Annotated in this window: 24 protein-coding genes; 10 read left to right on the forward strand and 14 right to left on the reverse strand. The window is 56.1% G+C overall.

The features are described from left to right. The 10 genes from NIZ92_RS02270 to lldP form a co-directional block, all read right to left on the reverse strand. Entirely contained in the window at positions 1–1005 is a 1005-nt protein-coding gene (locus NIZ92_RS02270; protein ID WP_254002635.1) for a siderophore ABC transporter substrate-binding protein, read from the reverse strand. Next, complete coding sequence (locus tag NIZ92_RS02275) at positions 1002–1778, reverse strand: ABC transporter ATP-binding protein (protein WP_254002636.1); 777 nt, start codon at positions 1776–1778, stop codon at positions 1002–1004. Before NIZ92_RS02275 ends, NIZ92_RS02270 begins: the two co-directional genes overlap by 4 nt. Continuing rightward, positions 1775–2716 (reverse strand): iron chelate uptake ABC transporter family permease subunit, encoded by a 942-nt coding sequence (locus NIZ92_RS02280; RefSeq protein ID WP_254002637.1) that lies wholly within the window; start codon positions 2714–2716, stop codon positions 1775–1777. The genes NIZ92_RS02275 and NIZ92_RS02280 overlap by 4 nt, the downstream gene beginning before the upstream one ends. After that, positions 2713–3657: an ABC transporter permease gene (locus NIZ92_RS02285; protein ID WP_254002638.1), complete on the reverse strand. Its 945-nt coding sequence runs from the start codon at positions 3655–3657 to the stop codon at positions 2713–2715. Before NIZ92_RS02285 ends, NIZ92_RS02280 begins: the two co-directional genes overlap by 4 nt. After that, complete coding sequence (locus NIZ92_RS02290) at positions 3657–5423, reverse strand: ABC transporter ATP-binding protein (protein ID WP_254002639.1); 1767 nt, start codon at positions 5421–5423, stop codon at positions 3657–3659. Before NIZ92_RS02290 ends, NIZ92_RS02285 begins: the two co-directional genes overlap by 1 nt. After that, on the reverse strand, positions 5417–7204 hold the full coding sequence (locus NIZ92_RS02295; RefSeq protein ID WP_254002640.1) for an ABC transporter ATP-binding protein: 1788 nt from the start codon (positions 7202–7204) through the stop codon (positions 5417–5419). The genes NIZ92_RS02290 and NIZ92_RS02295 overlap by 7 nt, the downstream gene beginning before the upstream one ends. A gap of 295 nt (positions 7205–7499) precedes the next feature. After that, complete coding sequence (gene dld, locus NIZ92_RS02300) at positions 7500–9221, reverse strand: D-lactate dehydrogenase (protein ID WP_254002641.1); 1722 nt, start codon at positions 9219–9221, stop codon at positions 7500–7502. A gap of 2 nt (positions 9222–9223) precedes the next feature. Then, positions 9224–10363 carry an FMN-dependent L-lactate dehydrogenase LldD gene (gene lldD, locus NIZ92_RS02305; RefSeq protein WP_026484948.1) on the reverse strand — a complete coding sequence of 380 codons (1140 nt, stop codon included), beginning with the start codon at positions 10361–10363 and terminating at the stop codon, positions 9224–9226. Further along, positions 10360–11139, reverse strand: coding sequence for a transcriptional regulator LldR (gene lldR / locus NIZ92_RS02310; protein ID WP_009462556.1), 780 nt, complete (start codon positions 11137–11139; stop codon positions 10360–10362). Before lldR ends, lldD begins: the two co-directional genes overlap by 4 nt. A gap of 78 nt (positions 11140–11217) precedes the next feature. Beyond that, the gene (gene lldP / locus NIZ92_RS02315; protein ID WP_035271369.1) at positions 11218–12885 is read right to left on the reverse strand and encodes an L-lactate permease; all 1668 of its coding nucleotides are present in this window, start codon (positions 12883–12885) and stop codon (positions 11218–11220) included. A gap of 507 nt (positions 12886–13392) precedes the next feature. Between lldP and NIZ92_RS02320 the strand changes: the two genes are divergently transcribed. The 3 genes from NIZ92_RS02320 (at position 13393) to NIZ92_RS02330 (ending at position 15857) form a co-directional block, all read left to right on the forward strand. After that, positions 13393–14406 carry a TetR/AcrR family transcriptional regulator gene (locus NIZ92_RS02320; RefSeq protein ID WP_254002642.1) on the forward strand — a complete coding sequence of 338 codons (1014 nt, stop codon included), beginning with the start codon at positions 13393–13395 and terminating at the stop codon, positions 14404–14406. Between the two features lie 204 nt (positions 14407–14610). Beyond that, complete coding sequence (locus NIZ92_RS02325) at positions 14611–15039, forward strand: hypothetical protein (protein ID WP_035271368.1); 429 nt, start codon at positions 14611–14613, stop codon at positions 15037–15039. A gap of 113 nt (positions 15040–15152) precedes the next feature. Next, entirely contained in the window at positions 15153–15857 is a 705-nt protein-coding gene (locus NIZ92_RS02330; protein WP_083054228.1) for a GntR family transcriptional regulator, read from the forward strand. 113 nt (positions 15858–15970) lie between these two features. On the opposite strand, the gene NIZ92_RS02335 is transcribed toward NIZ92_RS02330, so the two are convergent. Beyond that, complete coding sequence (locus tag NIZ92_RS02335; protein WP_083054227.1) at positions 15971–16309, reverse strand: hypothetical protein; 339 nt, start codon at positions 16307–16309, stop codon at positions 15971–15973. A gap of 31 nt (positions 16310–16340) precedes the next feature. Beyond that, entirely contained in the window at positions 16341–16649 is a 309-nt protein-coding gene (locus NIZ92_RS02340) for a hypothetical protein (protein ID WP_083054226.1), read from the reverse strand. A 360-nt stretch (positions 16650–17009) separates the two neighbouring features. Here NIZ92_RS02340 and NIZ92_RS02345 point away from each other — a divergent pair, with 360 nt between their 5' ends. Both NIZ92_RS02345 and NIZ92_RS02350 read left to right on the forward strand, forming a co-directional pair. Further along, positions 17010–17633, forward strand: a complete 624-nt coding sequence (locus tag NIZ92_RS02345; RefSeq protein WP_321216923.1) for a response regulator transcription factor — start codon at positions 17010–17012, stop codon at positions 17631–17633. Between the two features lie 94 nt (positions 17634–17727). Then, complete coding sequence (locus NIZ92_RS02350) at positions 17728–19644, forward strand: ATP-binding protein (RefSeq protein WP_247966013.1); 1917 nt, start codon at positions 17728–17730, stop codon at positions 19642–19644. Between the two features lie 146 nt (positions 19645–19790). On the opposite strand, the gene NIZ92_RS19650 is transcribed toward NIZ92_RS02350, so the two are convergent. After that, positions 19791–20150: a CVNH domain-containing protein gene (locus NIZ92_RS19650; protein WP_367881693.1), complete on the reverse strand. Its 360-nt coding sequence runs from the start codon at positions 20148–20150 to the stop codon at positions 19791–19793. On the opposite strand from NIZ92_RS19650, the gene NIZ92_RS02355 reads away from it, so the two are divergent. Then, complete coding sequence (locus NIZ92_RS02355; protein WP_179136450.1) at positions 20092–20325, forward strand: hypothetical protein; 234 nt, start codon at positions 20092–20094, stop codon at positions 20323–20325. The two genes, NIZ92_RS19650 and NIZ92_RS02355, sit on opposite strands and share 59 nt — an antisense overlap. A gap of 67 nt (positions 20326–20392) precedes the next feature. Here the strand turns inward: NIZ92_RS02355 and NIZ92_RS02360 are convergent, their stop codons facing one another. Further along, the gene (locus tag NIZ92_RS02360) at positions 20393–20854 is read right to left on the reverse strand and encodes an Lrp/AsnC family transcriptional regulator (protein WP_083054222.1); all 462 of its coding nucleotides are present in this window, start codon (positions 20852–20854) and stop codon (positions 20393–20395) included. A gap of 143 nt (positions 20855–20997) precedes the next feature. On the opposite strand from NIZ92_RS02360, the gene kynU reads away from it, so the two are divergent. From kynU to NIZ92_RS02380, 4 genes are all read left to right on the forward strand, one after another. Beyond that, positions 20998–22248: a kynureninase gene (kynU, locus tag NIZ92_RS02365; RefSeq protein WP_009463162.1), complete on the forward strand. Its 1251-nt coding sequence runs from the start codon at positions 20998–21000 to the stop codon at positions 22246–22248. Positions 22249–22285: 37 nt separating this feature from the next. Next, positions 22286–23659 (forward strand): amino acid permease, encoded by a 1374-nt coding sequence (locus tag NIZ92_RS02370; RefSeq protein WP_026484954.1) that lies wholly within the window; start codon positions 22286–22288, stop codon positions 23657–23659. A gap of 359 nt (positions 23660–24018) precedes the next feature. Next, entirely contained in the window at positions 24019–24963 is a 945-nt protein-coding gene (locus NIZ92_RS02375; protein WP_035271363.1) for a hypothetical protein, read from the forward strand. A 199-nt stretch (positions 24964–25162) separates the two neighbouring features. After that, positions 25163–25711 (forward strand): TetR/AcrR family transcriptional regulator, encoded by a 549-nt coding sequence (locus NIZ92_RS02380; protein WP_035271362.1) that lies wholly within the window; start codon positions 25163–25165, stop codon positions 25709–25711.

Consider the following 25711-nt stretch of genomic DNA (forward strand, 5'->3'; position numbering starts at 1 on the left):
TCATGGGTGTTGGTAGGCCTTGATCACGTCATCAATAATCAATTTCAGCGAGGTGACACTGGCGGCAGTCACGTACCAGGCTTCGGCATTGGCAAATACCACACGGCCGTTTTGCCAGGCTTTGGTTTCACGCAGCAGCGGGTTGCTCAGGCTGTCGGCGTTCAGGGCAGGGCGACGTTCCATTACGGCGGTACGGTCGATGATGTAAATGATGTCCGGATTGGCTTGCTGGATGAACTCGCTGGAAACAGGCTGTCCGTGCAGGCCGGTTTCTACCGTCGGGCTGGCAGGCTGTACGCCCAGCGCATTGAATACAAAACCGTAGCGGGACTGCACCCCGAAGGAGCTGAACGAGCCGTTGTTATGCAGAACAATCAGGGCTTTTTCAGGACGATCCTGGGTGATTTCTTTGGCCTGGGCGACTTTGGCATCCAGCTCGGCCACTTTTTGTTGGGCCAACTCTTCTTTCTTGAAAATCGAGCCCAGAGTCAGCAGGTGATTCTTGATGACTTCAATGTGGTTGACCTGACTATCGCGGTAATCCACGTCAAAGTGAATGGTGGGGGCGATCTGGCTCAGTTCCTTGTAGTGATTGGCTTGCAAGGAGGTGATCAGAATCAGGTCCGGTTTGGCGGCGTACACCTGTTCCACATTGGGTTGCACAATTGCGCCGGTGTCCTGGATTTCAGGGGCATTTTTATACTTGTGCAGGAATGCCGGGATGAAGTCTTTGGGCATGCCCACCACCGGGACACCCAAGGCATCCAGAAAATCCACTTCGTTCATGTCCAGCGCCACGACGCGTTGTGGCAGTTTTTCGATGCGTGTCGAGCCCAGCTTGTGTTCAACCACAATCGGTTCATAGCGGGCACTGGCCTGCGGGCTGACGGCGGCTTGCGGTGCCGGGGTTTCCGCCGCTGCCTGGGTCTTTTTCTCGCAGCCTTGCAAGGCAAAGCTGGCGGCCACAAACAGGGCTATCAGCCCGTATCTGTGTTTGGCGATCATGCTAGTTCTCCTGATGGGGTGAAGTAATTGCACAGGCGGCCACGCTCGCTGTGCGTAATCTCGAAATCCAGGCCATAAAGTTCGGTCAGCCGTGCTTGCGTGATGACCTCTGACACCGGTCCTGCGCAGTACAGCGCACCGTTTTTCATGGCCACAATGTGATCGGAATAGTTGGCGGCAAAGTTGATGTCATGCACCACCAGAATCACGGTACGGCCGTACTCGTCACAGAGCCGTCGCAAGGCGCGCATGATCTGAACGGCGTGCTTGATGTCCAGATTGTTCAGCGGCTCATCCAGCAGCAAATAGTCGGTTTGCTGGGCAATGGTCATGGCCAGAAAAGCCATCTGTCGCTGGCCACCGCTCAGCTCGTCCAGATAGGACTGGCGCAAGGGTTCTAGCGATAGAAACTGAATAGCGTCGGAGATGGCTTGTTGATCTTCATCCGTCAGCACGCCCCGGCTATAGGGGAAGCGGCCAAAGGCGACCAGTTCTTCCACGGTCAGGCGCAAATTGAAATCAGGAGATTGGCGCAAGGTGGCTACCCGGCGCGCATAGTTGGCAATACGTATATCCGCAATGTTGCGGCCGTCCAGCTGGATCTGGCCTTCGTCGGTCTCCAGCAAGCGGGCGATACTCATCAGCAAGGTGGTTTTGCCGGCACCATTGGGGCCGATCAGGGAGCTGAGCTGTCCGGCGGGGAACTGTGTGCTGACCTTGGAAAGCACGGTTTTCTTCTTGTAGTGTTTGGAGAGCTGATTGATCGTAATCATGCAGTGCCTCGGGTACGAACCATCAGTCCCAGAAAGTACGCGCCACACACCAGGTTGACGAGTATCCCGACGGTCGTGCGGTAATTGAAAATGTGTTCCACCGCTATCTGTGCCAGCAAAAACATGACGATGGCGATGGCGCAGCCTAGCGGCAGCGTGATTCGGTGTCGGAAGCTGCGGGCCAGCGCATAGCTGGTGTTGGCTACAAAAATCCCCATGAAGGCAGTGGGCCCGAGCAGGCTGGTCGAAATAGCCACCAGGGCAGCAATCAGTGCCAGCTGGATGCGCACGGTACGGCGATAGTCGACACCCAAAGAAATGGCTTGTTCGCGGCCCAAAGACAGCACGTCCAGCGTGGGCAAGCTGCGCAGGCTGCCCAGGCAAATGCCCCCCACCAGAAGGGCGGAAACCAGCAGTTGCAAAGGCTCGGCCCGGTTAAAGGACGCCTGGCTAAAACCCAGCAAAATGGAGAACTCGCCGGGGCTGATCTTTAGCTGCACAAACTGGGTGAAGGTGCTGATGATCATGGTCAACACCAGCCCCATCAGCAGCAGGAAATACACATTGTTCTTGCCCTGGCGAAACAGCCAGTGATGGATTGCCAGCGAGTAGGCCAGCATCAGCACAATGGACAGCACCACATTGCCATTGGCGCCCAGCATCACCAGGCTTTGTGTGCCCAGCAGCAAAATCAGCAGGGACTGGAACAGCAGGTAAACCGCTTCGTATCCCATGATGGCGGGCGTCAGAATCCGGTTGCCGGTCATGGTCTGGAAAATAATCGAGGACCAGGCAATGCAGATGCCGCCAATGACCATGGCTGCCAAGCGGTTCAGTCGTTTGGGGATGATGTAGTCGAAGTCCAGGCCGGAGCGATAGAACACAAAGCTCAGTGCCAGCACCAGCAACAGGATCCAGACCAGATGTTGCCGTTTCATCGGTTCCTCCAGAAGATCAGGAACAGAAACAGCAGGCCACCCACGCCGCCGGCGGTCAGGCCGATGGGGACTTCAAACGGGTAGATAATGAGGCGGCCCAGAATGTCGCAAGCCAGCAGCAGGCTGGCACCACCCAGCGCCACAATGGGCAAGGTACGGCCCAGGTTGTCGCCATAGCGCAGCGCCACCAGATTGGGGATGACCAGACCAATAAAGGGGATGGCTCCCACGGTGATGACCGTGGCCGAGACGGTAACCGCAACCAGTATCAAACCCAGGGCCACGGTGGCGGAATAGTTCAGGCCCAGGCTGGTGGCCATGCCTTCGCCCATGCCCAGCACTGTGAAGCGATGCGCATACAGATAGGTGAGCAACACAATGGGCAGGACCAAATAAATGATTTCGTAGTTGCCCTGCACGATCTTGGAAAAGTCGCCCAGCATCCAGCCCTGCATGCTTTGCAAAATCTGGTGCTGGTAGGCATAGAACTCGGCAATGGCGCTAAGCACACCGCCATACATCAAGCCAATCACCGGCACCAGCACGGTGTTCTTGAAGCGGATGCGGCGTACCACAGCGATGAAGATCAGGCTGGAGGCAAAGCAGAACAAGAGGGCAAACAGCAGCTTGCCCAATGTGCCGCTGGTGGGGGCCAGAGTCAGGGCGATCAGAATGCCCAGCTTGGCGGCATCCAGCCCGCCCGAGGTGGCCGGTTCCACAAATTTATTGCGCACAATGTGCTGCAAGATCACCCCGCAGACAGACAGGCCTATACCACTCAAGACCAGCGCCGCCAGACGGGGCAGGCGGCTGGCGCTCAGTGTCAGCCAGGCATCGCCTGAAAAACTCCATAATTGTGCCCAACTGATTTGCCTCGCACCTATCAGCAAAGACAGGCTGCACAAGATCAGAAACACCAGCACAAAAGATCTAGCTCGCATCACACACCGTTATTCTGGGCTGCGGTGGCAATACGCCATCCTTTGGCGGCATGACGCTGGTTCAGGAAGTGGGCATAACGGCCTTGGGTTTCGCGCAGTTGGGCCGGCGGGCCTTGCTCGATAATCTGGCCGTTTTCCAGCACCACGATTTGATCGGCCATGGCTACCGTAGAGAGTTGGTGAGCAATCACGATCAGGGTACGCTTGCCACGCAGACGGGCCAAAGCCTGGGCAATGGCCGCCTGGTTTTCGGCATCCAGTGCGGCGGTGGCTTCGTCCACCAGCAAAATGGGGGCGTTCTTGATCAGAGCGCGCGCAATGGCGATGCGTTGACGCTCGCCCCCGGACAGGCGGGCCCCGCCTTCGCCCACCGTTGTGTTCAGACCTTCTGGCAAGCGCGCGATGATTTCGCTGACACCGGCTTGTTCTACCGCTTCCATCAGTTCGGACTCGGTTGCATCCGGTTTTCCCAGGCGTATGTTCTCGGCAATGCTGCCTGCGAACAGATAGTCGTCCTGGAAAATCTGGCTGATTTGCGTGGCCAGTACGGGGCTGCCGATCTGGCGTACATCCACGCCTCCTATGGAGACACTGCCCTGGCTGACATCAAAGAAGCGGGCAATCAGACGAGCCAGTGTGGTTTTGCCCGAGCCGGATTCCCCGATCAAGGCCACCATGCTGCCAGGTGCAATGTTCAGGCTGACGCCATTCAGTACATCGGGCTTGTCGGCGGCATAGCTGAAATGCACATTGTTCAGGACAATCGAGCCGTCGCTTGGAGTTTGGGGCGAAGCGGGTTCGGGCAGGGGCTGAACGGCAAACAGTTCTTGAATCGCATCAAGTTGGCCGCGTGCACCGCGCAGCACTTCACCGTAGCTGGCCACTTCCAGCAAGGAGTCGATATAGCGTGCGCTCAGCAGCAAGGACACGATGACGGCGATGACTTCTGCACTGCTCAGGCCCAGACCCGTATGGCTGTTTAGCCAAAGCGTGGCGGCAATCAGCAAGGTCGCGAAGGCTGCTTGTACGGCCCAGGCATTGAGTACCGCCGAGGCCGTGGATTGCCAGATCAGTTTCTTGCCCGCCTGGTGTTGGCGTTCAATCGCTTCTTCCAGCAGACGGGTGCCACCGCCTTCGCCATTGAAGGCACGCAGCACGGATTGGGCTTGGGCAAACTCCACCACACGCTGGCTGGCATGGGCGAAATGAGCCTGGAAGGCATCATCGGCCTTGCGTCCCAAATGGGCGGTCAGTGCCAGAACACCCGCCAGCAAAGGCAACGCGATCAGGGCAATCAAACCCAGCGGCCAATGCAGAATGAACAGCGCCACGACCAGCACAAGCGGCGTCACAACTCCGGCGATCAGCGGGGTGAAGACGTGTGCAGGTAATTGGGCCACCGACATCATGCCTTGAGTGACGATGTGCCCCAGTCGCGCGGTGTTTTGAGCGGAGAACCAGCCTACGGGCAGTTGAGCGATATGTTCGCCCAGACGATGCCGGCCACCTTGCAGGATGGCGGCCCCAACATTTACACCCGCTTGCTCCACATGGCGGCGCCAAGCCCAGCAGACAGCCACGCCAAGCAGCAGGACCAGCAACCAGCCGCCTGCTTGTTTGGGTTCGCCATTGAGCAGATGAGTGAAAACGGGGACCAAGGTAGTCATGGTCAGGCCGCACAGCAGGCCGTATAAAACAGCCATCCAGCCATAGCGGCGGAAAATGGGGGCATCCGTACCCAGCAACTGAATCAGGGTCTTTAGCATGATGTGTCCTTGGAACGGTTGTCGTAGCCACCCAGGGTCCAGAGCCGTGCGTAACGGCCTTGTTCAGCCAGCAGGCTGGTGTGACTGCCTTGCTCCACAATCGCGCCGTCTTCCAGCACCAGAATGCGATCCGCGTGCATGATGGTGTCCAGGCGGTGAGCAATGACCAGCAAGGTGCGGCCTTGGGCAAAGCGTGACAGAGCATCTTGAATAGCCACTTCATTGCTGGCATCGGCAGCGGCGGTGGCTTCGTCCAGCACCAGAATGGGTGGGTCCAGCAGGACAGCGCGCGCAATGCTGACGCGCTGACGCTCGCCGCCCGAGAGTTGGGCGTCTTCACCCACGACAGAGTCGTAGCCACGAGGCAGGGTCAAGATACGGTCGTGAATATTGGCGGCGCGAGCGGCATCTTCAATCTCTTGCTGACTGGCCGAGGGGCGGCCCAGCGCAATGTTCTCGCGCACGCTGGCATTGATCAGGCGCACCTCTTGCAGCACAAAGCCAATGCGGCGGTAAAGTTCGGTGGATTCAATCTGGCGTAGATCGGCTCCGCCCAGGGTGATGCGGCCCTCGTTGGGGTCAAAAAAGCGCAGTAGCAGGCGGGCGATGGTGGATTTTCCGGAACCGGAAGAGCCCACGATCGCGGTGACTGTGCCCGGTTCCAGGGTGAAGCTGATATTGCTGAGTGCCTGATGGCCTTCGCCGTAGGCGTAGCTGACGTTTTCGACCCGCACTTCCTGACTTGCCGGGACTTGTTGCTGATCAGTGCTCAGCGGTTCCAGTACGGGGGTTTGCATCAAAGCTTGTACGCGCTGTGCCGCACCCGTTGCCCCGCCCAGATCGTGCAGCAGGGTATGCAACAAGAGCAGGGGGGCGCAAATGCCGGGAGCCACCAGGGCGAAGGGCAGAATGTCTACCGGGGCAATCCAGTTCAAATAGCTGAAGAGGGCACCGAAGATCAGCACGACACCTAGAACCGTGACTGGAGCGATCATGGCATGGGCGTGAGCCATGCGGGCCACCAAAGGGCGGGCAAAGTTCAGAAAGGCGTCGGCAAAGCCATCCACGGCCTTGCTATAGCCGCCATGTGCCTGCCCATTGGAACCAAAGGCCTTGACCACGGGAATGCCGCTGACAAATTCCACGGTGGCACTGTTCAAGCGACCCAGTTTTTCGACAAAGCCCTGCATGTTCGCGCTGCTGGCTTTCATGGCGTGGCGCAGGAACAGGAAAAAACCGGGGAAGGGCAGCAAAGCCACGATGGCCATACGCCAGTCCATGACGAACAGGTACAGCACCGAGATCGCAATAGCACCGACGGCGCGGCCGACCGAGGTATAAAAGTGTGCGGTCAGGCTGTGCAGGGTGGCGATGTCATCCTGCATGGCTTGTTTCACTTCGCCTGAAGCCTGGCCGGTAAACCAGCCTAGCGGCACTTTGGATAACCTCTGGGCGGCACTCAGGCGCAGACCGCGTGTCAGCTGATTGTCGGCCAGGTGGGCCAGCAGCTCGCCTGCCGAGATCAGGGCCAGGCCTGCAAACATGCTGATGATGCTCAATAGCACCGCCCAGCCTATATCGCCTTGCAGCTCGCCAGACAGGGTATTGCCCAAAGTCAGCTTGGCGATATGGGCGATTCCGGCCAAAGGCACCAGGGTCAGCATTGAACCCAAGGCCGCCAGAACGGCGGCAACAATCAGACGTGAGCGTATAGAGCTGAGGATCTGGCTGATGGGGCCAGGCTCTTTACGCACGTCCGTAGCAGTTTCACGAGTGGTCATGAGCGGTGGTAAGTATCTAAAAAGCCGGAGAATTCGGCTCTTCAATATAAGGTATTGAGAATCATTATCGATAATGTAATCTAAATTTTGAATTAGTGGAACCTATTAAACTAAATAGGAAAGGCGGCAGAATATTTTTGTGTTCTGTTTGTCACAATGCACAAAAAAACAGGCCCACCAAGTCGAGCTTGGGGGCCTGCTGGTTTGCATGAAGGACGGTTTATTGAAGGGGCGGACCGCGCTGCAAGCAAGGGAATGGCTTGCAGCCCGTGAGTGCCTTCAAGAAAAAGGGGGGCTAGTCGTGTTTGCCGCCGCAGCACACACTCCACCATTTGCGGCGCGAGGTGTGGCCGATGCCAGGGTTGAAGGTGTTGGTTGGATCCAGCTCGCGGTAGAAGCCGGCCAGGGCAGGTTTGGCGATATACAGGTGGCCAACATTATGCTCGGCCGGGTATTCGGCACGGCGTTCATCCAGCAACTTCCACATGCGGTGTTCCATATCCAGAGGAACCACGCCTTTTTTGACGATGTAGTCCTGATGGAATACGTGGCACAGGAAGTGGCCGTAATAGAGCTTGTGGACGATGTCTTTTTCCATATCGTCCGGCAGTTGCTCCACCCATTCCTTGTCATTACGGCGCAAGGCAATGTCCAGCGCCACAATATCTTCCACGCTGTCGGGGTGCGCCTCGCGGTAGCGGATGGCGGCACCGGCAATGGCAAAGCGGTGCAGAAAGGCTTTGCGACCTTCTTCGGCATCGCACTCGAAATAGGCACCTTGCTGGCTGCCTTCAAATTGCTGGCTCAGAAATTCGCGCGTGGCCTGCGCGGTGTCGTTGGAGACGCGCAGCAACAGGTGATGCTCGAAACGGTCGCGCCATTCTCGCATGCGCGGCGGCAGGTGGCTGGGCAGGCGGTTCATGATGGCCTGGATTACGCGATCAGTGACGCCGCGCCAGCCAAAGCGCTCAAAAAAGCCATCCACACGGCTTTTCATGGCAAAGGCGGATGGCACTTTGGCGGTACCAAAACGGTCGATCAGCAAGAAGGTGTCTTTGCCGTATTGCTCGCCAATATCGTAGGCGGTGCGATGGATGTACTCGCCCGCAATGGGCAGGCGGGGCAGTTCCGTCAGCAGGTGACGGCGCACGGCCGTGAGCTCGTTCGGGTCATTGGTGCCGATGTAGAAAACAGTACTGGCTTCTTTGGGAAAGGTATCCAGACGCACGGCAAAAATGCACAACTTGCCGGCCGAGCCGGAGGCTTCATACAGGCGCGAAGGGTCGGCATTGAAACGAGCCGGGGTCTGGGCATCCACATCGCGCACATCGTCGGCGTAGCGTGGGTCGCTGGCCCTGCGTTCCGGGTCGTTGATGATATCCGCAACACTGTATTTGCCTTGCTCCAGGCGGCTCAGAATTTCTTCCGGGGTATCTCCCAGATTGATGCCCAGGTGATTGACCAGTTGCAGGGTGCCATCGTCCAGCACTTGCGCGTACAGCGTCAATTCCGTGTAGGCCGGGCCGCGTCGTACCAGCGCACCGCCGGAGTTGTTGCAAACACCGCCCAGCACAGAGGCGCCGATACACGAGGAGCCAATCACCGAGTGGGGTTCACGCTCCAGCGGGGCCAGGGTCTGTTCCAGACGGTCCAGCGTGGCACCGGGCAGGCAGACAACTTGCTGGCCATCGTTGATGACTTGTATGCCTTGCAGACGCATGGTGTTCATCAGCACGATGTCGCGGTCGTAGTCGTCCCCGTCGGGGGTGGAGCCGCCTGTCAGGCCGGTGTTGGCCGCCTGCATGATCACGATGCAATCGGCAGCGACAGCGGCTTGCAGGCTGCGCCATTGTTCCAGCAGCGTTCCGGGCCGCACAACGGCCAATACCTTGCCTTCACCCGTGCGATGGCCCTTGCGGTAACGACGCGTGCTGCGGTCGTCCGTCAGGACGTGAGGGTTGCCGACAATAGAGCGCAGTTGCTGCAACAAATCCGCAGCGCTGGTGGAAACTGACATGGTCAAGACTCCTGTACAAGCAGGTCAGAGGTGATCTGGGAAATGCTGCTGACACTGGTCAGTGTCATGGCGACCCGAATTTCTTTTTCAATCAGGCCCAGCAGGTGGTCCACGCCGGATTGCCCGGCGGCGGCCAAGGCATAGATGTAGGCGCGGCCCAGCATGGCAGCGTCGGCACCCAGCGCAATCATGCGCACCACGTCCAGGCCACTGCGGATACCCGAATCTGCCAGAATCTTGATCTGGCCTTTGACGGCATCGGCAATGGCAGGCAGCGCGCGTGCCGAGGACAAGACGCCGTCAAGCTGACGGCCGCCGTGATTCGAGACGATGATGCCATCGGCACCAAAGCGCACGGCATCGCGGGCGTCATCGGGGTCCAGAATCCCTTTGATCAGCATGGGGCCTTTCCAGAATTCGCGTATCCACTCCAGATCCTTCCAGGAAATCGAGGGGTCAAAGTTCGCGCCCAGATAACCCATATAGTCTTCCAGACCCGTAGGCTTGCCCAGGTAGCGCGAGATATTGCCCAGATCGTGCGGGCGACCCAGCAGACCGACATCCCAGGCCCAGCGCGGGTGCATGACAGCCTGTGCATAGCGACGCAGAGCGGCATTCGGGCCGCTCATGCCCGAATGCGCATCGCGGTAACGGGCGCCCGGTACGGGCATGTCTACGGTAAAGACCAGGGTGCTGCAGCCTGCTGCTTGCGCGCGTTCCAGTGCATTGCGCATGAAGCCGCGGTCCTTCAGCACATACAGCTGAAACCACATGGGCCGCTTCAGGCGCGGGGCAACTTCCTCGATCGGGCAGACTGACACGCTCGACATGGTGAAGGGAATGCCATGTGCATCGGCTGCCTGGGCAGCCTGGACTTCCCCTCGACGCGCGTACATGCCTGTCAGACCTACCGGGGACAGGGCCACCGGAATGGACAGTTTTTCACCAAACAGCTCAATGCTGGTATCGAGCTGGCTCATGTCCTTCAGGACACGCTGGCGCAGGGCGACATTGGCCAGATCGTCCACATTGCGGCGCAGCGTGTGCTCGGCGTAAGCACCGCCGTCAATGTAGTGGAACAGGAAAGGAGGCAGTCGTTTTTGGGCGGCACGCCGGTAGTCGGTCGAGGAGGAAATAATCATGGCAGAGTCGGGTCGGATAAGACGGAAGGAGGGGTTTGCAGGCGCGCGGCACGTTCGCGGCGTGCAAGGTCTTCGTCAGCCTGAAGAAGGGTGTTGCGTACGTAGCCCAGGTGTTCGTTCACAACGTGGCGTGCTTGAGCGGGATCGCCATCGACAATGGCTTTGACCAGGGCTTCGTGTTGCGCCGTCAGATTGACAATGGTCTCGGGTGAGTCATGCACGAACATGATGATGTCCCGGTTTTGCGTCACGCTGCTGAGCACCAGATCAAACAGGCCCCGCATGACCTGAACCAGCACCAGATTGTGCGAGGCTTCGGCCACGGCCAGGTGAAACTGGGCATCGGCGCGGGCGGACTGCACGGTATCGCCGCTTTGCTGGTAGCGAATCATTTGCTCGAAGCATTGCAGGATCTTGTCCTTGTCTTCGGGCGAGGCACGCAGGGCGGCGTGCCAGGTGGTACTGCTCTCCAGAGCAATGCGCGCTTCCAGCACGTCGTAACGGTACTGGGGATCGGACAGCATCAGGGCGGCCAGCGGGTCTACCGAGCGCTGGGTCCATTGGGGCGTTTGGGAGGCCAGGTAAGTGCCTGAACCCACCTGACTGCGCAAAATGCCCTGGCTGTTCAGTTGCTGAATAGCCTCGCGCAGCGATGCACGCGACACATTCAATTGAGCTGCCAACGTACGCTCGGCAGGCAGTCTTTGCCCGGCCTTGAAATCGCTGGATTGAATCAGCGCCAGCAATTGTTGGGCAACGTGATCAGAGAGGCGCATAGTTCTTGAGATACCGGAAAAATAAATCTGCAAGGCACGCGTATACGCGCCTTGCAGATGAAGGATGAGGGCGGGCCCTTAGGGAATCATCCAAGGTAACACATAGGCTTGCAGGGTAGTCAGCAGGCCAATCAGAACCGCAAAGATCAAGCTGTGTTTCACGGTAAAGCGGAACAGATCGGATTCTTTGCCGGCCAGACCCACTGCCGCGCAGGCAATGGCGATCGACTGGGGCGAGATCATCTTGCCGGTCACGCCACCTGTGGTGTTGGCGGCCACCATCAGCACTTCAGGCAGACCCAGCTGCTGTGCCGTGGTTGCCTGCAAGGCACCAAACAAGGCGTTGGCAGAGGTGTCGGAACCAGTCAGGAACACACCGATCCAGCCCAGGAAGGGCGAGAAGAAGGTGAAGGCTTTGCCGGTGTGAGCCAGGGCCAGCGCCAAAGTTGCGGACAGGCCGGAGTAGTTGGCGATAAAGGCAAAGGCCAGCACCATACCAATCGAGTAGATCGGTACAGCCAGTTCCTTGAAGGTTTCGCCCAAGGTTTCCACCGCTTTTGCGGGTTTCATGCGCAAAAAGAGGATAGTCAGCAAGGCGGCAATCAGAATGGCGGTGCCGGTGGCAGAGAGCCAGTTAAAGGAGTAGACCGCGCCATACGGAGTGGCCGAGGCCACGACGGGTGGAGCCTTGTCGACCAGATTGTGCAGGAAGGGCACAGGAATATTCACGATGGTCGACGCCAGCGGGCCATTGGCAGCAAACAAGGCTTTGAAGGGCTGCACACTCCAGATCGTGACCATGGCAGTCAGGATGATGAAGGGCGACCAGGCTTTGATGATGCGGCCAGTGCTCAGCACGGTAGGGGCCTGATCGGCCAGATTGTCCTGAGCAGGCGAGCCTTCTTGTGTTTCAAAACGGAAGATGCGCTTGGGTTGCCACACTTTCAGGAACAGGGTCAGCACAACCAGGGAAACCAGAGCCGAGGTAATGTCCGGCAGCTCGGGGCCAATGTAGTTGGCGGTCAGGAACTGCACCAGCGCGAAGGAGCCGCCACCGACCAGTACGGCAGGCCAGGTTTCCTTGATACCGCGCCAGCCGTCCATGATGGCCATCAGCCAGAACAGCACGATCACCGTCATGAAAGGCAGTTGGCGACCAGCCATCTGGCCGATTTCAAAGGGATCAATACCCGATACCTGACCGGCTACGATGATAGGAATACCCATGGCACCGAACGCCACCGGGGCGGTATTGGCAATCAGGCACAGGCCGGCCGCGTACAAGGGGCGGAAACCCAGGCCAGCCAGCAAGGCGGCAGTAATGGCAACGGGCGCACCAAAACCGGCTGCCCCTTCCAGGAAGGCGCCAAAGCAAAAGCCCACCAGAATCAGTTGCAGGCGCTGGTCAGGCGTGACGGACAGGATGGAGGCGCGAATGATGTCGAACTGACCGGTCTTGACCGAAATCTTGTACAGAAAAACGGCGGCCACAATGATCCAGGCGATCGGCCACAGCCCATAGAAAAAGCCATACACCACCGAGGCCAGCGCAGTGGAAACCGGCATGCGATAGAAAAACAGGGCAACGCCCAGGGCCAGCAAGACGGTAATCGTCCCTGCCAGATACCCCTTCATGCGCAACTTGGTCAGGGCCAGGAAAAAAAAGATGATCGGAATAAGGGCGATCAGTGCCGACAGCCAGATATTGCCGGTGGGATCGTATTGCTGCAGCCACGCTTGTTGCATGTTGTTCTATCTCCGCAGGAGCAAATGGGAGGCGCTTGTATCGCAAGCGAGCCTGAAGGTCGTTAAATTGGTCTGACCATTTCTTGAGATCGTCAAGAACAGAGCGCATTGTATAGAAAGGATTATTTTATTGAATCTAAGTGTTTACCCTAACGATTCAAGAATAAACAATTTTTTATCCAATTAATTGGTCTGACCAATTTAGGTTAAAAACCAGAAATGAGAGGTGGAACGGGCAGGGGCTGTCACACGGTTTTCAGGCGTGAAAAGTCTCTGTGCCTGACTATCTTTGCCAGGATAGGGCGGGAGGAATCGGGTTACGCTGTTGCTCGTTCAGGTCGATGTCTTGCGACTTCATCAGGAGGAACACTCGCTTTGCAAAAAATGATATTGAGAATCATTATCGTGGATGTAAACTAGGCTTCTAATTAGTAGAGTTTCATAAATTAAATAAGAGGCAGTGGCAGGTACTACCGCGCTGCTGTCATCAAAAGGGTCAACATAGATATGCCAACCCCTCAGGCGCCCGCGCCACGCGGACGTCCTCCCACCATCACCCGAGCACGGATTGCCGACGCTGGTATTCAGATTGGCCTGCCCAACATCACCTTTGTGGGGGTAGCGGCCGCTTTGGGTGTCAGCCAGATGGCGCTGTACAAGCATGTGGGCAATCTGGAAGGGCTTAAACAACTGGTGGCCGAAGAAATTTTCAGCCGCTGGCAAGTGCCTCGAGCCACGACTCCAGTTCAAGGCAGCCTGGAAGACTATCTGCAGCTGTTCAGTGCGGCGACACAGGCTTTTGTGAAAGCCAATCCGGGCATCACGCCCTATGTGATACGCAGGCTGGTGGCGACTCCTTCCATGCTGGACAAGATCCGGGAACATCAAGAGCACATTGCCCAGGCTTATGGCGTGTCCTTTGAGCGCTCGCGTTACTTGATGGGAACGGTGGCCTTTCATTGCCTGGCGGTTGCCGATACGGTCTATGCCGTGGCTGGCCGGGAGCCACGTGCAGCCGTGGAACGGGTCGTGGAGGAGGTCGAGATGGAGGGCATATTGCAATTGGGCATGACAGCCCTGATTCAAGGAGCTTTAGCAATGAGTGAGCAAGACATTTCTCCTGACTTTTCCACCCAGTTTCTGGATACATCCGCTTTGCCGATAGCAAGGGTGCGCGAGTTTCCCTTGACCCTGGAGCTGGCCATGCAATGGCTGGACGATATGGAAACCCTGATCAAGGCCGAAAAAGAGTTCGTTCTGGTCTACGAAAGCCTGCCCGATCCTTCCACTCCCGGCGACCCGGAAGGGCGCAAGAAAGCGGTGTTGTGGTTAAAGGCACATCGTGAAGGCTTCGGTCGTTATTGCCGCGGGATTGTGATGATGTGCGATGACCCTGCTAATCTGCCTGCCCTGCAGGAGATGGTGGGGCCTTTGGAAAAGGTCTATCGCGTACCCGGGGGTGTGGCCTCCAGCCCCGACGAGCTGCGCGCTTTCATCCAGCAGTGGGTGACAGCAAGTTAGGACATAACAGACAGTAGTCCATCGCCTGATAGCGCTTTGCTTCAGGTTTCAAAGCCGCTGCGTCTCCGGGTTGAGAGGCAGCGGCTTTGTTATGGACAATCTTTCGCTGAACTGTACGTGTTTTCCCGTCTAGTCTCGGTTTTCCTTTGGCATGACAATAAAAACATTGTCATAACAATAAGCATTCGTCACAGGAGCAAGTACGTGAAAGATCCACATTGTCATTCCAGTAGCATCCTGGTGGAGCGCCCGGCTAAGGTCGCTTTTGAAATCATGTCCGATGGCATCTTGCAAGGTCAGTGGGCCTGGGGCAGTGCGAATCGCAGCGAAGTGGAACCGGGCCTGTTCAAGGGGACCTCGGTCTTTAGCGGCCAGGAAACCTATGTGCGCCTGAATGTGGATGCAGACCGCTTTCAGGTGGATTACGAGGTGGGCGCCAGCAAGGAGGCGATGCAGTTTCGTAATATGTCGCGCGTTATCCCAGGCGAGGTGCTCAAGCTGGGCGCAGACAAATGTGTAGTGAGCTTGCTGACCTGGCGTTTGGCTACACAAAGCGATGCGGCATGGGAGCAAATTTCCTGTGTCCATGAGGCCGAGATGTTTCTGATCAAAGGCCTGCTGGAACGCGAATAAGAAGATGGCTTACTGGCAGGGGAACCAACGATTTTCTGTTGATACCGCAGGTGGAACACAGCACGTAGGGAGAGCCAGCAGCAGAGCGTCATCAACAGGGATGAGATAAAAAAGTGAGTACAAAACCACTGTATGAGCAGCTTGCCGACAAGCTGACCCGCTATATCCAGGACGGTCGCTTGAAGCCCGGCGACCGCTTGCCTACGGAGGCCGAGCTAGGGGGGATGTTCGGCGTCAGCCGCATCACCGTGCGCCAGGGCCTGGCGATCTTGACGCGCAATGGCTTGATCGAGCGTTTTCCCAGCCGAGGCTCCTTTGTGCTGGAACGCAAGAACACCGGCTCCTGGGAGCTGAGCTCCATCAATGATCTGGTGCAGCTGGGCAAAGACACCACCACCCAGATTGCCAGCTGGGGGCTGGTCGCCCCGCCAGCGGACATTGCTGAGTTTTTCGCTTCCGATGAGCCGGTTTATAAGCTGCAAGCGGTGCGCTACAGGTCAGCGGTGCCCCTTTATTTTGCTGAGAACTACTTGCTACGCTCGATAGGAGAACGTATCGAGCAACAGGCTCTGGAAACACACACCATGGTAGAGATGCTGACTGGCGTGCTGAACGTGCCCATCAAGCATGCGCAAGAAGAGATCAGCATGGCCAACGCGTCGGCAGACATGGCCAAGCAGCTCTGGATCAAGGAGAACCAGGCCGTGATTGTGCAGCGTATTGATCTGTTCAATACCGATAACAAACCGGTGCAAAGCGGCAAGGGCTGGTGGCGCAGTGAGCATTTCAAGCGACGCTTCAAACTGAACTACATGTAGCGGTGACGCACAACAACGGTGTACGTTTTGTTGGTGACCGGGAGAGCCGACGTTTTAAATGGTAATTTTTACCTTGTTCAGGACTCCCGTCTCTGCTGAGCTTGCCTCGGTTTTTACCAGCGTTTCGTGCAGAGTTCAGTAAATTGCTGCATTTCATTCTGATCTGCAGTTTTTATGATTCCCTCGAGCGCACGGTACGACTCGTTGAAGTCGTCCGCCGTAATGTTGCCTATTTCAGGTGCTATGTTTTTGGCCTCAGCCAGTGCTAGAGAGGCTTTTTTCTTGTTTTCATCTCCCCCAAGTTTGTTGAGCAGTGCTGCGCAAAACTGGGCGTCGTTGTACTCCTGGTTTAGTCGGTCCATTTCGGATTGAGAGCCTTTGGCTTGTACCGGCGCTATAGCGACTACAAGGCTGGCCATGAGTGTCAGTACCGAGATAGAGAAGGTGTTCATTATTAGTTCCTTTCTTGGGGTGTGGGGGAATTTATTCTTCCGGGCATTGTTTTTCGCTATAGCTCAACTCGAATTGGCGCGCGCCCACAAAGCCCTCAGGAAAGGGGATGGTTGTAAGCGAAACATCGATGAAGCAGTGGCCTGCATGGATTCTGTAAAGGTCTGCGCTGACGTACTCAACGCGCTCAATGAGCTGCCAGTAGGAGAAGGAGTTGTTTAAATCCAGATTTTCGATCACGGCCCTGAACTCGACTTTCCGTTGGCCGTCCCCTCGTAACGCGGCGTGAGAAGAAAAAAATGGCAATGCAAGCAAGAGAAAACAGACAATATTGTTTTTCATGAATTTTTCCATCCATGGCTAGAACGATTAGGGGCATGCTGCCCTCAGCATTCAGAATTTTGAGGGGGGAGGGGGCCGCGTGGAATCACTGAAAACCGTGATTTTTCATACGAGTGCGTTTTTGGATGGATAGCCGGCAGTCCAATCCGGCTTTTAATCGCTCTAAATGATTTCTGGGGGCTGGGCGGGGGATATGGCTTGTGTCGAGAAGTTTTTGGATATAAGGCCAGACAATCCCCGTTTCTGGTGATTGTCGGTGGGATGCTCTACCCATAGAATGATCAATTTACGGGGCTAAACGCGATGCTTAAGGACTTCTGTGCAAGGGGTACGGGCCTCGAACCTGAGGCCATTTTGATCGTGGAAGACGACGAACTAATGCAAGCTCGGTTAGTACGTATTCTGAAGGGAATGGACTTGCCTACGCAGGCGGTATGCATTGCCGGCTCTTTAGGGGCAGCCCGTGAATTCATCAAGACCGGATCGTTCTCGTTGGTCATGGTGGATATTGGCTTACCTGATGGCAGCGGGATTGAGCTGATTGCCGAATTACGTGCCAAGGGGATTGATGTGCCGCTTGTTATCCTGTCCGCCTGGAGCAAGCCCGATCTGATTGTTGAGGCCGTCCGCGCGGGTGCAACGGGATACTTGCTCAAAGAGCGTGAGGATATAGAGCTATCTTTATCGATCGGAATTGTGTTTCGTGGAGGCTCGCCGATAGATCCATTTGTCGCCCAGTACATCATGGAAGAGTTAGCTGGACGTCTTCCGCGCCCGACACAATCAAATTCGATGATGCTCAGTCCGCGGGAGACCGAGGTACTGGGCCTGATTGCTAACGGCCTGTCTAATCAGGCTATTGCCGATCAGTTGTATATATCGCGCAATACCGTCGAGTGCCATATAAAAAGCATCTATCGCAAGCTGGAGGTTCCGTCTCGTACCAACGCGATAAATAAGGCACGTAAGCACGGATTGATTTGAGGAGGGCGTACCCCTAGCATTAGTGTTTTTGGGGTTAAGCTACTTCTCTTTTTATCTTGTTTAGCCAAGCCGAAATTAATAAAAACGATAAAGTATGCGTTGGAAAATCGTGTCATGTGTGGTGCTGTTGATCCTGTCGCTGTTTGCACGGCAGGCAATGGCATTTGAACAGGCGGACTGCGGCGATCCGGTTATTTCAGTGCAAGCCTTGCGCGCAGGTTCAAGCTTGATAGAGGTGCAAGATCCAGACCTGGCTTGGATGGAAGTACAACTCCCTGATCATTGGACCACTCGCTGGCCCGGCTATAGCGGCAGTGTCTGGTATCGAATCCAGTGGCATAGTGACTGCCCGCCGGAGTATTGGGCGCGTGCCCCCTTGGCATTGGCGATTGACTCGATCAATATGGCAGGGCGCGTCTTTGTAAATGGTGATTTGCTGTGGCAAGACACGAATTTGGTTGAGCCCCTATCTCGCAGTTGGAATAGGCCGCGCTTGTGGACCTTACCGGGAGCCGCGGTTAAACAGGGGGTCAATGTTATTTTGGTCGAGGTGCGCGGGGTCGCCATGACGATGCCCGGCTTGGGAAAGGTACATGTGGGTAACCCCCAGATATTGCTCGAACATCAGCGCCGATTGAATTGGGATTATCGAGGGATGTTCACGGTGAACATCATGGGCGCGCTGTCGATTGCCATTTTATTTCTGGGGATGTGGCTTTTCTATCGCAAGACTACCCTGTATCTCTGGTTTGTGCTGCTGAATCTGTGTTGGGTAGCGTTTTTGTATAACGTCATAGCAATGGAGGCTTGGCCATTTCCCTCAACGGTGGCCGTTCAGCGGGCCAATGCCATTGCTTTCATGTCTTTCTGCCTTTGCTTTACGAACTTCATCTTTCAGTTGGCACGTCGGCCACTGTCAAGCAAGATGGCAACCGTACTGACCGCATTCACAGTCATTGTGTCTGTGGTGATTGCCCTGTGTTCGGAGCAGAATTTGGGCCTGGCTTTGAAAATTGGTATTCGCGGTCATCTGCTGATATTTGCCATGACGTGCGTGACATTGGCCTTTATCGCCTGGCGCAGTAAAAAAGCGGAAGACTGCTTGTACGGCAGCATCGGTATTGTCTATGTCGGGATCGCTTTCCATGACTGGAGGATTTTTTACTTCCAGCTAGAGACGGCTCCCTTAACACCTTACGCCAATCTGCTCACGATGACGGGTATTGCGATCATCATGGGCTTGCGTATCGCGCATTCCATGCGGCGGATCGAGCAATTCAATGAGGAGCTGAGGATAAGCGTACAGACGGCTTGCGAACAGCTAGAGCAATCGCTGCACAAAAAGCATGAGCTGGCCCTGACTACGATTAAGCTGCAAGAACGTGTTGAGCTGATCCAGGACATTCATGATGGGTTTGGCAGTGCCTTGGTCCGGGCGATTGCACAGGCTGAATCAACAACAGAAAGCCACCATCAGAAAAACCGACATATCTCTACGTTAAAGTCGCTGCGTGATGATTTGCGCCTAGTCATTGATAGTGGTCGTAGTTTTGTCCAGAGCCCGCCCCAGTCTCCACAGGGCTGGATGGCACCGACGCGCTATCAATTTTCATCATTGTTCGACAATATCGGCATGAAAAGCCAGTGGCAACTGCCCCCGGAGTGGCCCAGTCCGCCTTGCGCCATGACGTGTTTGACTATGACGCGCTTTTTGGAGGAGGCCCTGTCAAATGTACTCAAGCATAGTCAGGCTAGCGAAGTGAGCGTCAGCATGGCGTATCCCGTCCCAGACCGCATCGTTTTGGAAGTGTGTGATAACGGGATAGGGTTTGATGTGGCTGCCGTGCGCCATGCCGCAATTGGAGTAGGCATGGAATCCATGCACGCCCGAATTGAGAAGTTGGGCGGGAGCGTTGAGATTCACTCTTGCTGTGGCTGCACCCTCGTTAGGGGAACCCTACCTGTATACACAGAGCTGCGAGGGCAGGCAAGCGGATCAATCGTGGTCTAAAGGATCGGGTCAGGAGTATCTGGCCTGACCACCCTGACTAGGGCACCGTTTGTCTAAAAGGTCAGACAAGCGATGCGTACCATGCAGAAATGACCTGACGTGGCCGGGCGGGAAGTGAGTCAGGGGAAGGCCACTATGCAAATTAATTATCTGTTCACGCGAATCAGGACCCCGTCACGATTCTCGATGTTGGTCAATTCGATTGAGGCTTCCCGCTCTGAGCCGGTGCGAGTCAAACATACTGCCCGGATTCGGACAGACTCCGAATTCCACGAAATCCTTCGATTGCTGCAGCTGTTTTGGTAAGAGGTTTGTGCGCCTGACTGGCTTTGTATCCGCCCATCATTATTGACCAGGCCTCGCAAGGGGAGCGTTGTAGGGTTGTACTGACCATTGTGCCGCTGGCATTCAGCCGAGATCCAGGCCTCGCTGTTATTGGAGTGCAGCTTGATATTGCGACATGAGTTCTGGAATGATGAACTGGCTGCCGAGGCTGACACTGACATCGCAGTCAACAATATCGTTGCCAATGGTGCCGCCACAGTTTTCGTGAGTTTTTTCACAAGCTTCCCCTATAAAGTTGATGATGATGACCAGTGCGTCATGGTGGACCAGGTCATACGGGATCAATTTTCGGGGATGGATCAGGCAGCGGGAATCACTGATAACTGGTATTTGTAGTCGCCCTTGCTGCTACAAGGGCTTTCTTGATTGGGAGCTGCGGCCTCTTACCTTGGGCGAATCGTAGTTATACGGGCAAACTTTGCCCCTTGGCCTTGATGCAAGACAGCACGATCTGCGAATGGATCTTGGTGACGCCGCGCAGCGTGTTGAGCTTGTGAATGACAAAATTGGAAAAAGTCTCGAAGTTGCGCGTGCGTATGTGCAGCATGTAGTTCGCCTGCCCGGTCACGATGTAGGCATGGAGCACTTCATCCATGGTGGCCAGTGCCTTGCTCAGGTACTGATGCTCGCTCTCGTTGAGCTGCCCGATATTCACTTCCACAAAGGCTTCAATGGCAAAGCCCAGTTTGCCTGCGCTCAAGTTGGCGCTGTAGTTTTCGATGAAGCCTTCCTGCTCCAGAATCTTTACGCGCCGGTGGCAGGAGGAGGGCGAAAGGGCTACTAGGTCAGCTAGTTCCTGGTTGCTGAGCCTGCCGTTGTCCTGTAAAAGACGCAGGATTTTCAGGTCTGTCTCATCTAGTCTCATATTTTAGAATTTTCTATGAAAAAGGTTTTTAAAAACCGAATTTTCTTCCAGTATTAATCATAATCTTCATCGCTTTGGAATAATTTACCAGAGGCTCGGTGCTAGACTAAATAGCTTAAAAAGCAGAATCGAGGAGCATGAATATGATTACCTTGCAGCAATGCGAGCAGTGGGATCAGGCCGATGAACTGGCTGCCTTCAAAGCCAAGTTCGACCTGCCACCCAACACGATTTATCTGGACGGGAATTCGCTGGGCGCCATGCCCCGACACGCCATGGAGCGCGCCCAGGAAGTTATTGCTCAGGAATGGCGTACCGACCTGATCAATAGCTGGAACAAGGCAGGCTGGTGGACCTTGCCCGTGCGTCTGGGCGACCAGATGTCGCCCCTGATCGGTGCCGGTCAAGGTGAAACCATCGTCAGCGACAGCACCTCGGTCAATCTGTTCAAGGTGCTGGCTGCCGCCGTCAATTTGCAAAAAGAGCGCCATCCGGAAAAGAAAGTGATCCTGGCCGAGCGTGATTCCTTCCCTACGGATCTTTACATCATTGAAGGGTTTAACGCCTTCTTTGGCAAAGACTATAGGCTTGAATTGATTGATGACCCGGCAGACCTGCAAACAGCCGTCAATGATGAAACCGCTGTGGTGGTGCTGTCCCATGTGAATTACCGCACGGGTTACTTGCACGATATGCAGGCGACCAACCGCCTGGTGCATGAACACAATGGCCTGTTGATCTGGGATTTGTGCCACTCCGTGGGTGCCTTGCCTATCGAGCTGAAAGACAGCGAGTCCGACTTTGCCATTGGCTGCACCTACAAGTACCTGAACGCCGGTCCGGGTGCCCCGGCCCTGCTGTGGGTGAACCCCAAGCTGATGGGCCAGATCAGCCAGCCCTTGTCCGGCTGGTGGGGCCACAAGCACCCTTTTGCCATGAGCCCGTCATATGAAGCCGCCAACGGTATCGAGCGTTTCTTGTGCGGTACTCAGCCCATTGTTTCCTTGAGCCTGGTGGCTTGCGGTGTGGACGTGTTCCTGCAAACCGACCTGCAGGCAGTGCGCCGTAAGTCCCTGGCGCTGACGGACTTGTTCATCGCGTTGGTGGAACAGGAATGTGCGGAATTTGGCCTGCGTCTGGTGACTCCACGCGATCACCACTACCGTGGCAGCCATGTCAGTTTTGCCCATGAGCAAGGCTATGCCGTGGTGCAGGCCCTGATCGCCCGTGGTGTGATTGGGGACTACCGCGAGCCTGAAGTGATGCGCTTTGGTGTTACGCCCTTGTATCTGTCTTTTGTGGATATTTGGCAGGCTGTGCAGCATATCAAGGCGGTACTGACCGATAAGGAATGGGACAAGCCCGCCTATAAAACACGCTCCAAGGTGACCTGATCAGGCTGATATAAAAAATAAGCATAAAGGAGGAGACATGAGCCGATTTGAGCAAATTCAATCGCGCGAAGCCGGGCTGCATAAAAAACTGAGCGCCCGCCAAATGAGCATGATTGCGATCGGGGGCGCCATCGGTACCGGCTTGTTCCTGGGCAGCAAATTTGCCATTGGCTTTGCTGGTCCCGGCGTTGTACTGAGTTATGTGATTGGCGGCTTCATTGCTCTGGTCCTGATGGGCTGCCTGGCCGAGATGACGGTGGAACACCCCACATCGGGCTCTTTTGGAGCCTATGCGGAGTTCTATATTCATCCGCTGGCCGGGTTCCTGGTGCGCTACAGCTATTGGGCCTGCATTGTTCTGGCCGTGGGCACCGAGGTGACGGCGGTGGCGGACTATATGAAGTTCTGGTTCCCGGACGTCTCACCCTGGATCTGGATCGCCTTTTTCTCGGCCGTGCTGATTGCCGTCAATGCCTACAGCGTCAAGGCTTTTGGCTCGGTGGAGTACTGGTTTGCCCTGATCAAGGTGTTTGCCATTATTGCGTTCATCGTGCTGGCCATTGGCATGTTGACGGGCTATTACAAGCCCGCACAGGTACAGGAAAACCTGTTTGGCCAGGGTGGCTTCATGCCCAATGGCTGGTATGGGGTGTGGGTAGGGGTGATCATTTCCATCTTCAGCTATCTGAGTATCGAGATGATTGCCGTGGCGGCGGGCGAGGCAGAAAACCCCGAGCAAGCCGTGCGCCAGGCCTTCAAGGCCACCATCTGGCGCTTGATCATTTTCTACCTGCTGTCCTTGTCGCTTATCGTGATGCTGGTGCCTTGGCAGGTGCTGGTAGCGGAAGGCACAACCAGTCCTTTCATTACGGTGATGCAGTCCGTCGGCATTCCCTATGCAGACAGCATCCTGAACTTCATTGTGATTATTGCGGCCTTGTCGGCCATGAACAGCATGCTCTATATCTCGACCCGCATGATGTTCAGCCTGTCGCGTGCCGGTGATGCGCCCGCTGCGCTGGGCAAGGTGGCGCGCAATGGTGTGCCCTTGAATGCCCTGGCTTTATCGGCCAGCGGTGTGGCCGTGGCCGCAGTGGTGTATGCCAACAATCCGGAAACCGCCTTTCCGGTGATGATCGCCCTGTCCATGTTTGGCGCCTTGTTCACATGGGGCATGATCTTCCTGACTCATTTGTTCTTCCGCCGCCGCGTGGCACAGGACGGTGTGCAGCTACGTTTCCGTATGCCGGCCTATCCCATCGGCACCTTGCTGGGCTTGATTGGCATTGTGGCGATTTTGGTGACTACCTGGTTCATCAATATCTTTCACTACACCTTGCTGTTTGGTGTGCCGTTCCTGCTTGCCTTGGTCGTGATTTACTTTGTACGAGGCGCTCGTAAGGCTGCCTGAGCGATCTGACTTTCTGGCTCTGTTTGAACAAGCCCCTGCCTTGGCAGGGGCTTTTTTTTGCAGCGTGCGTTTCAAGAAGCTCGTCCCGTCGGATAACAGCGGGAGCGTACTGATGTTGAGGCGTGTGTGTCTGAACAGGTAAGGATGTGGTGTGGGGCCGATTTGATCTTTGTCAGCCTTGCGGTTTGTGGAGAATCGATTCAATAAAAATGTGTATTATTTGAGACTATTATGTATCATTTGGTATTGTGATTGCTCAAGAAGGCCACTGTCAGTCGTTCTGGGCCGCTGTTCTTTGTTGGGGGCGGCCAGGGCTGCGAGTGCTTGGGAGGAAAACTGTGAACCGTTATGGAAAGCGCATGACTCATCCACGTGAGTTGCGTCAATCGAATCGCAAAGCCTTGCTGGGCCCTGGCGCGGATGCTGCTTTTAGCAGCTTGGCGGCGCCCGAGATTCGGCAGCGCGTGCTGCTGGCCCATTGGGTGGCCCATAGCCGGGACAAGACCCAGCAGTACTTGGGTTTCCCCTTGGGCCGCATCATGCTGCAGCGCTGGATGCACAGCAAAGCTGGCAGCCGTCGGATCGAGGCGTTTGGCCTGCCGCGTCACATCGTCCATGAAACCTTGGGGGAGCAGGCTTTAACCCTGCATGTGAACCCGCGAGAGCTGATCCGCATGGCCATTCAGGCGCCTCGCAAGGAGGAAAAACGGCCGTCCTCCCTGGCCTTTATCTGGGAGGGAAGCTGGGACCAGCGGCGTGAGGATTTGCGCGTCGGAACGCGTTACTCCCTGATCAGCGATCTGGATGAAAACCGGCATCAGCTGGAACAAACGGCGCGTTTCAAAAAGCTGATGAAGCGTATTGAACAGGGCAATCCTTGGGAGTCGTATCAGCAAGGTGTATTTCTGGATACGCCGGAAAAGATTATTGAGTACCTGCGCATTTACCTGGGTTTTCTGGACGATATGGCTCGTGATGGCTTTGATCCCAGGCGCGGCAAAGATGCCTTGGGTGTGGTTATCTCCCGTGATGGCCGTATTCTGAAAATTAATCGTGGTCTGCACCGATTGGCCATGGCCCAGAGGCTGGGCCTGCCTAGCGTACCCGTGCAGGTACGCCATGTGCATCGCTTCTGGTGGGATCGGGTCACTGCCGGGGCCACGGGCGAGCTGGCCTTGCACCGGATGCAGCAAGCCTTGCGCCGCTGCGTGCCGGAAACCCGGCCCGGCCCTTTGGATCTGGATCCGGATACCTTGCTGACAGATGCTTTCTGGCCGGCTCCGCGTGCCGGTCTGAGCGTTTAAAAAATCACCTGCATAGTCATTATTCCATGGGTGAAATACGGTTTCTCAATGAATGACGTTACACTAGCGCACGCTCCACCCAGGTAGCGTGCCTGTTCGTTTTCCTGATCTCCAGTGGTGCTAAACAAGAAGACCGATTCGCAGCGATCTGGCAATAGCCCGTGCCCGATCCAGTCCTGTATTACCTAGGGGAAGAATTATGACTGCAGCAAAGCCTCGGCCTCGCGAGGAATTGCTATTGCGCCTTGTAAGCGCTTTGGCTGACCAGCCGCGGGCGTCCATGGGGCAATTGGCCGGTCTGGTGGGCTTGAGTCGCGCAACCCTGTGCCGCTACTTCCCGTCTCGCGAAGCCATGATGATGGAGATCTTCCAGGAAGGGGTAAATAGTGCGGAGCAGGCTATTGAACGCGCCCGTCTGTGCGAGGGAAGGGCACAAGAAGCCATTCAACGACTAATCCAGGAACTGCTGCCTATTGTGGATCTGTACATGTACGTTGAGCTGCAGTTGCAGGTAGAGGAGTATTCCACGGCCCGCAGTGAAGCGGTACGAGAGGCGTTGATTGAGCAGTTTCAACAGTGGCAGGAAAGCGGGGACTTGCGGCGCGATCTGGCGGCCAGTTGGTTATGCGAGTCCTTGTTTGCCTTGCTGGGCAAGGCCGCCCGGCTGATTCGAGCTGGCCGTCTGGCCCGCCATGATGCACCCCATAATGTGTTTGTCCTGCTGTGGAGCGGCATCGTTCATCCCTGA

This window comes from Alcaligenes sp. 1735tsa3 (genome assembly GCF_024134565.1).
Lineage (GTDB): Bacteria > Pseudomonadota > Gammaproteobacteria > Burkholderiales > Burkholderiaceae_B > Alcaligenes > Alcaligenes phenolicus.

What these genes read in the sequence shown, in the direction of transcription:
- NIZ92_RS02270 (WP_254002635.1), bottom strand. Translation starts at nt 1,005, where the DNA reads ATGATCGCCAAACACAGATACGGGCTGATAGCCCTGTTTGTGGCCGCC.
- NIZ92_RS02275 (WP_254002636.1), bottom strand. Translation starts at nt 1,778, where the DNA reads ATGATTACGATCAATCAGCTCTCCAAACACTACAAGAAGAAAACCGTG.
- NIZ92_RS02280 (WP_254002637.1), bottom strand. Translation starts at nt 2,716, where the DNA reads ATGAAACGGCAACATCTGGTCTGGATCCTGTTGCTGGTGCTGGCACTG.
- NIZ92_RS02285 (WP_254002638.1), bottom strand. Translation starts at nt 3,657, where the DNA reads ATGCGAGCTAGATCTTTTGTGCTGGTGTTTCTGATCTTGTGCAGCCTG.
- NIZ92_RS02290 (WP_254002639.1), bottom strand. Translation starts at nt 5,423, where the DNA reads ATGCTAAAGACCCTGATTCAGTTGCTGGGTACGGATGCCCCCATTTTC.
- NIZ92_RS02295 (WP_254002640.1), bottom strand. Translation starts at nt 7,204, where the DNA reads ATGACCACTCGTGAAACTGCTACGGACGTGCGTAAAGAGCCTGGCCCC.
- dld (WP_254002641.1), bottom strand. Translation starts at nt 9,221, where the DNA reads ATGTCAGTTTCCACCAGCGCTGCGGATTTGTTGCAGCAACTGCGCTCT.
- lldD (WP_026484948.1), bottom strand. Translation starts at nt 10,363, where the DNA reads ATGATTATTTCCTCCTCGACCGACTACCGGCGTGCCGCCCAAAAACGA.
- lldR (WP_009462556.1), bottom strand. Translation starts at nt 11,139, where the DNA reads ATGCGCCTCTCTGATCACGTTGCCCAACAATTGCTGGCGCTGATTCAA.
- lldP (WP_035271369.1), bottom strand. Translation starts at nt 12,885, where the DNA reads ATGCAACAAGCGTGGCTGCAGCAATACGATCCCACCGGCAATATCTGG.
- NIZ92_RS02320 (WP_254002642.1), top strand. Translation starts at nt 13,393, where the DNA reads ATGCCAACCCCTCAGGCGCCCGCGCCACGCGGACGTCCTCCCACCATC.
- NIZ92_RS02335 (WP_083054227.1), bottom strand. Translation starts at nt 16,309, where the DNA reads ATGAACACCTTCTCTATCTCGGTACTGACACTCATGGCCAGCCTTGTA.
- NIZ92_RS02340 (WP_083054226.1), bottom strand. Translation starts at nt 16,649, where the DNA reads ATGAAAAACAATATTGTCTGTTTTCTCTTGCTTGCATTGCCATTTTTT.
- NIZ92_RS02350 (WP_247966013.1), top strand. Translation starts at nt 17,728, where the DNA reads ATGCGTTGGAAAATCGTGTCATGTGTGGTGCTGTTGATCCTGTCGCTG.
- NIZ92_RS19650 (WP_367881693.1), bottom strand. Translation starts at nt 20,150, where the DNA reads ATGTCAGTGTCAGCCTCGGCAGCCAGTTCATCATTCCAGAACTCATGT.
- NIZ92_RS02360 (WP_083054222.1), bottom strand. Translation starts at nt 20,854, where the DNA reads ATGAGACTAGATGAGACAGACCTGAAAATCCTGCGTCTTTTACAGGAC.
- kynU (WP_009463162.1), top strand. Translation starts at nt 20,998, where the DNA reads ATGATTACCTTGCAGCAATGCGAGCAGTGGGATCAGGCCGATGAACTG.
- NIZ92_RS02370 (WP_026484954.1), top strand. Translation starts at nt 22,286, where the DNA reads ATGAGCCGATTTGAGCAAATTCAATCGCGCGAAGCCGGGCTGCATAAA.
- NIZ92_RS02375 (WP_035271363.1), top strand. Translation starts at nt 24,019, where the DNA reads ATGACTCATCCACGTGAGTTGCGTCAATCGAATCGCAAAGCCTTGCTG.
- NIZ92_RS02380 (WP_035271362.1), top strand. Translation starts at nt 25,163, where the DNA reads ATGACTGCAGCAAAGCCTCGGCCTCGCGAGGAATTGCTATTGCGCCTT.